Source organism: Blautia sp. HCP28S3_G10 (assembly GCF_052065235.1).
Taxonomy (GTDB): domain Bacteria; phylum Bacillota; class Clostridia; order Lachnospirales; family Lachnospiraceae; genus Blautia_A.
Genome location: NZ_JBQHUL010000029.1, coordinates 42,057 through 48,255, shown reverse-complemented (window position 1 = coordinate 48,255; position 6,199 = coordinate 42,057). Strand labels below are relative to the sequence as shown.

Here is a 6,199-nt window from a genome sequence, read left to right as displayed (position 1 = left end):
GTAAATTCCGCTAAAATCATGATTTCTTGATATGCCGGAATTTAGTCTTGCAAGAACTTTTAGGAACAGGGGTTTACTTTTGCAAACTGGAAGTCAGTTTTCCAATTCAGCAAAGACTGCCGGTATAAACTTAAATATCCTACAGAACTGCATTTTGTATCTGCGTTCTGTAGGATATTTTTTACTTTATATCTAACAGTTCTATCATATCCTCTCTGGACATGTTACCAAACTGTACAGATTCTCCTCCAATGATCTGTTCTGCCAGATCTCTCTTGGTTTCCTGAAGTTTCTGTATTTTTTCTTCTATAGTGTTTCTGGCTATCAGTTTGTATACTGTAACTTTTTTCGTCTGACCAATACGATGTGCACGGTCTGTTGCCTGATTCTGTACTGCCAGATTCCACCATGGATCATAATGAATAACAACATCTGCACCTGTCAGATTCAATCCTACGCCACCTGCTTTCAATGAGATCAGAAATACAGGAACATCTCCTGCATTGAAATTTTTCACCAATTCCTGACGTTTTTCTTTTGACGTTTCTCCGGTAATCTCATAATAAGGAATCTTTTCTTCTTCCAGTCTGGTTTTCAGGATATCCAGCATAGAGGTAAACTGGGAAAACAGAAGCATTCTGTGTCCACCGTCAATCGCACTCTGGATCAGCTGTATACAAGATTCCACTTTTGCAGATTCACCTTTATAATCTTCAAAACAAAGTTCGGGTGAGCAGCAGATCTGTCTTAACCTTGTCAGTTCTGCCAGAATCCGGAATTTATTTTTTGCAAATTCTCCTTCATCCTGATGTGCAATGGTTTCTTTCATATGAACAACCTGTGCATCATAAAGCTTCTGCTGCCTGTCCTCAAATTTCACATATCGGATCTCTTCCAGCTTTTCCGGAAGGTCTTTCAGTACATCTTCTTTCAGTCGCCGGAGAATAAAAGGGCCTGTCATTTTTTGCAGACGTTCCATTGCTGTTTCATCTTTATTTTTAACAATTGGCGTCTCGATTTCTCTGCGGAATGTATCATATCCATATAAAAATCCCGGCATAAGATAATCAAAAATACTCCACAGTTCACTGAGCCGGTTCTCGATTGGAGTTCCGGTAAGAGCATATCTGGTCTGGCTTTTGATGACTTTGACAGCTTTTGCTGCAGCCGTATTATGATTCTTTATATACTGAGCCTCATCGAGCACTTCATACAGAAATTCTTTTTCTTCATACTGATCTATGTCTCTTTTCAAAAGATCATAGGATGTTACCAGAACATCCGCTTCCTGCCAGTTCTGAAGCTTCTGTTTTCGCTCTGTCTGGCTTCCTGTTATCAGTGAAACATTCAGTGCCGGAGCAAATTTTCCCAGTTCTTCCCCCCAGTTATACACCAGTGCTGCAGGTGCAACTACCAGTGAAGTTCCAGTCTTTCCTTCCAGCTTTGCAGACAGAAATACAGCTATCATCTGGAGTGTTTTTCCAAGTCCCATGTCATCTGCAAGTATGCCCCCGAACTTCCACATTTCCAGTGTACGAAGCCAGCGAAATCCATCTTTCTGGTAATTTCTCATAGTCTTTGAAAGGCTTTCCGGCTCTTCAAAATCTGCGTCTTTGATAGTTTTGAATCCTTTGACAATATCTCTAAAATGCCGGTCTCTGCTGCTGTAAATCTCTTCGTTGTCTTCGAGAAGCCGATCCAGATAAAGTGTTCTGTACGCCGGAATATGCACCTTGCCTTTTATAAATTCTTTTGGTGAAAGATGAAGCGTATCCATCATTTCTGCCATCATACCAAGTTCCTGGCCTTTGAGATTTACAAACTCTCCACTTTTCAGACGGTAATATTTTTTCTTTTGTTTATAACTTCTCAGGATATCCAGAAGTTCTTCTCCTGAAATATCTTCCGTGGAAATATCCAGTTCCAGAAGATTTCCTGCTACGGAAACTCCAACAGAAGTTTTCACCTTACGTATCACATGGCGGTTTCGGAAACGGTTCGTACATTGAACTTCTCCAAGTTCCAGAAGTTCATCTATTCCAGATTCCATCAGCTGATAGATTATTTCCTCGTCTGAATCACAGTGCAACACATCTGTCTCTTTGTCATATCCACAGAACAGTTCCATGGTTCTTCCCATAACTGCTTCTTCTCTGTGAACATCCCTGAATTTTTCACTTTCAACTCCCTGATTATTGCCCCATATCATATCTGTTACGGAATATTCCCTGCTTCCGTAACGTGCATGAATCTGACATGTCACATTGTCTTCCGGCGCATCCAGATAAAACACAAAATGAACCTGTGGAGCCAGATACTGCCGGAATTTTTCCGGATTAGTCTCTGTAATGTCCGCTATTTCCTGCAGTTTTGGAAGTACATTGTAGTAAAACCCGGCAAGAGCATTACGTCCCATCTGGAAATGAAAACTGCCGTTTCTGGATAACTGTTCCAGTGGTTTTATCTTCTCCGTAAAATCATCAGTTGTTCTGCAAAAAGTGTTTTCCTGTACAAAATATCCACATCTGAGTCCGTGAAAAAGTACCGGTAACTTTCCTCTCACAGAAACTCCGTGGAATTCTTTTTTCTCCCTGCTGCACTCTTCAATCCGCATGGTCACACGTGGATTCGCTTCTGTACAATGGAGCATGGTTTTTGTTTTTTTGGTTCCATCACGATCTTCATATTCTATCTGTGTTTCACCCAGAAGCTCATATAATCTGTCCAGTCTCCAGCCAAACAGATCCAGGTCACTGCCTATGTTCATCTTTCCGGGAATATACATTCCGGATTCTTCTGCACGTTCCAGAAGATGTTCTTCTTCACTTACAGCCCTGTCAATATACTGGATCCATTTCCTGCTTTCTTCTGTGAAATTCTCTGTTTTGTGGCTGATTTCTGTAGAAGCCCCATACTGAACAGCAGCTCCTTCCCTGACACTCTCAGAAAATTCTCTGAGATTCTTGACCACAAACATTTTCCCTGCACCAATTTTAAATGAAAGAAAAAGTTCACCTTTTTTCTTTATCAGTCGGGGAATCAGTTTTATACTCTGTTCCTGATCTCTGCTTCTGACCTGTCCTGCTCTGGCATAATTTATATTATATGCCATAAGAAGATTTTCTCCGTTTCTGTCTGTCGCATCGGCAAAATTATTCTTTTTCAGATAATCTCTAAGATACATTGCAACAGCTACTGTATAACGGCATTTAGAATCATATTCTCTCCAGCCCCACACATATCTTCTGCACTCAGGACAGTCACACTGTGTATACAGCATCTTATCTCTGCTGAAAATAATGCTTACAGGGTATTCTTCTCTCTGGCCTTTTACTACAGCTTCGATCTGACCACATTTCTCACTGCTGCCGCTGGTAAAGCCATCTCCTATCCGTTGAACTGTGACCTGATTTTTCTCAAACAGCTTCTTTCCGGCATCAAGAGATGTTTTCGGAAATTTCTGCGATTTCAGGATCGCATCGCCGTCAAAATATGTATATTCATTGAGTTTCCGGAGATTCTCTTCCTGCTGTTCAATATTATCCGGATTTTCTTCTTCCAGGACTTCACCAAGCGGAGAAAATTCTTCTTTTTGTGGTATTTTATGTCTGTTTTTATCAGTCTCTATTACCTTCATTATTTCACTTCTCCATATGTTTTATAAATGCGGTTATTTCTGCTTTCAATATATCAGACTTTACTCCTGTAAACAACAAAATAGCCCCCACAAAATCTGAAAATTTCGGGGGGCAGTTTCCATATCATTTTTCCTCTTCTGGAACAGATTCTATTTTCATGAAAAACTCTAAGCCAGGTAAAGCAAGGACAGCAATTGAGGGGAATCACAGCATTTTCTTCAATACCTGCAGTACTCCATCCTCCCAGTAAGGCGGGCAGACTTCTTTTGCTGCTGCCTGGACTTCTTCTCTTGCATTGCCGACTGCGTAACTCATACCTGCTTTTTCAAGCATGGCGATGTCATTGATATTATCTCCGAAAGCACAGGTTTCTTCCGGCAAAATCCCCAGATATACCTGAAGAAATTCTACTGCTGTACTCTTATCTGCTCCCAGTGGTGTACAGTCCATCCATTCTTTTCCCGCAGCTGCCATGACCACTTTATCTTTCCATGCAGGAGTAAAAAGCGGTTCACACATTTCCTCACATCGGTCTGTGTGATAGACAGAAAATTTCGTCACCTGTTTACCATCAAGCTTCGTCACATCCGGTATCTCACGGATATCGCATTTATAGGAATCCCGAAGCCAGCGGAACATGGGACTGTTTTCATTTTCTGCATAACAGCACTCCGGTGTACATACAAAATAATCACATTCCGGCATTTTTGTATGAACCATCTGACGCATATTTTTCCATATTTCATCTGCCAGCGGCCAGACTTTCAGAATCTCTTTGTCTTTTCGTGCAACTGTTCCACCGTCAGAAACAAAGTAGATCATATCCTTTACAGGAGCAAACAATTGACGTTCACTTGTAAACTGTCTTCCCGAACATGCCACAAAAACAATCCCTTTTTCTCTCAGCTTCTCTATCACAGTCATATATTCCTGATTAATAGAAAGAGTTCCGTCTTTCACCAGGGTTCCATCTATATCTGTCACAATCATTTTTATCATAATAAATTTCTCCTGCCATATCATATTTCTGCCTCAATATAGCATACTTCTTTCACCGCTACAATCATATTTCTGTAAAAATTCTGCACTTTTATATCATAAAAAACAGCTTACATTTTTTCGTATATTTTTATAATAACCGGCTCTCTGCATGGATCACCATATGGGCGGATCCAGTATTGTTTTTCCCTGAGATTTTCTTCCTGTTTCCTGTCCTTTGTACTAAGTTTTTCAGCTGAGAGAAATTTCACCGCCGGTTTATGTTCTCTAAGGTCTGTCAGCAGAATTCTGTTGTTATCCTTCTCTGAAATATGCATTGACGAAACAGAAATCTCTTTGTTTTCTCTGCTGATCTCACAGCTTCCACCGGAAGAAGTTGTAAATACAGTTTTCCCATCCTTCTCATCTGATTTAACTATATACAGTTCTTTTTTGTTCTCTGTAAGAATGATCAGAGTTCCTTTTTCTGTTTCAGTCAGGCGGATTCCCAGTTCATCAGCTTTCTTCTCTGTTTTCAGTGTAATCCTGAAATTCTTTTCATTATTCAGGTCTTTCAATGTGACAGATTTCAGCGTTTCCGTTTCACTTGAAAAAGAAACTCCGTTTTTCATTTCAGTCAGTTCCATGGAAAGTTCCAGATCTGTGATATTTCCGTTACTGTCCCTTGTGATTCTGGCAGTCCCCTCCGGAACTGTACGCCCTTCTATTTCTGTAACCATCTCCGGCTGTGATGCATCTGCCGGTATCTGTATAGTATCTGATGCTGTTTCCGGATCATATTCTGTAACAATATCTGTAGAAGTCGCCGATGCCCATGTCATGACTTCACCCTCTGATTCCGGGTCAACTTCCGGCAATTCTTCTGGCTGCTGTGAATTATCCTTACTTTCAGAATCAGGAATTTCTCCTTCTTTCGGATTCTCAGAGGATTCTTTTTCTCCGGTCTTGCTGTCTATAGATTCTGATGTTTTGTCCTCTGAATCTGGCATTGTTTTCCCTGGATCCGATGTATCATTGCCTGGCTCCGGTTTCGTTTCACCATGATTTGAAGCCGATGTATCATCTCCCTGTCCAGGTGTAACTGACGAATCATCTGATGGATTTTCTTCATCTTTTTTGATCTCAGTTTCAGTCTGATAATCGCAATTATCTCTCTGACATTCATATAAAATATAACCGGGTATTTCTCCCTCAGCTTCGGTTCTTGATACTTCTTTCAGATCATGGCCAAGAGGATCTTTTTCATCTTTTCGTTCTTCATATGTACAGCCTTCCACCTTACATCTGTACAGTGTATAACCTTTCTCTGTACAGGAAGGAGCAATTACTGTTCCCTCATCCATTTCATGTTTTTCATGCTCTCCCTGCTGTCTTTCTTCTGGTTTTTCCTGTGATGGATTTTCCTCTCCTGTTGAAACATTATTTGTTTTCGCTGTGTCTCCGTAAACAACCATAGCGTTACCTGCCAGTGACAGAATCATCAGACATACAAGCAGTTCTTTTCTCTTCATATATTTTCCTCTCTTTCTGAGACTTATAATATATGCAGGAGACTGCTCAGT

General features: G+C 40.6%; 3 protein-coding genes. All 3 read right to left on the bottom strand.

Features of this window, described 5'->3' with window-relative positions; translation table 11 throughout:
* Positions 1-181: 181 nt before the first annotated feature.
* The 3 genes from ACTNB8_RS11970 to ACTNB8_RS11960 all read right to left on the bottom strand — a co-directional run bounded on the left by ACTNB8_RS11970 (position 182) and on the right by ACTNB8_RS11960 (position 6,148).
* Complete coding sequence (locus ACTNB8_RS11970) at positions 182-3,637, bottom strand: SNF2 helicase associated domain-containing protein (protein ID WP_441054968.1); 3,456 nt, start codon at positions 3,635-3,637, stop codon at positions 182-184.
* 205 nt (positions 3,638-3,842) lie between these two features.
* Complete coding sequence (locus ACTNB8_RS11965) at positions 3,843-4,637, bottom strand: Cof-type HAD-IIB family hydrolase (protein ID WP_441054966.1); 795 nt, start codon at positions 4,635-4,637, stop codon at positions 3,843-3,845.
* Between the two features lie 110 nt (positions 4,638-4,747).
* A complete protein-coding gene (locus ACTNB8_RS11960; protein ID WP_441054964.1) occupies positions 4,748-6,148 on the bottom strand; it encodes a hypothetical protein in 1,401 nt (466 codons plus the stop codon).
* Positions 6,149-6,199: the final 51 nt, after the last annotated feature.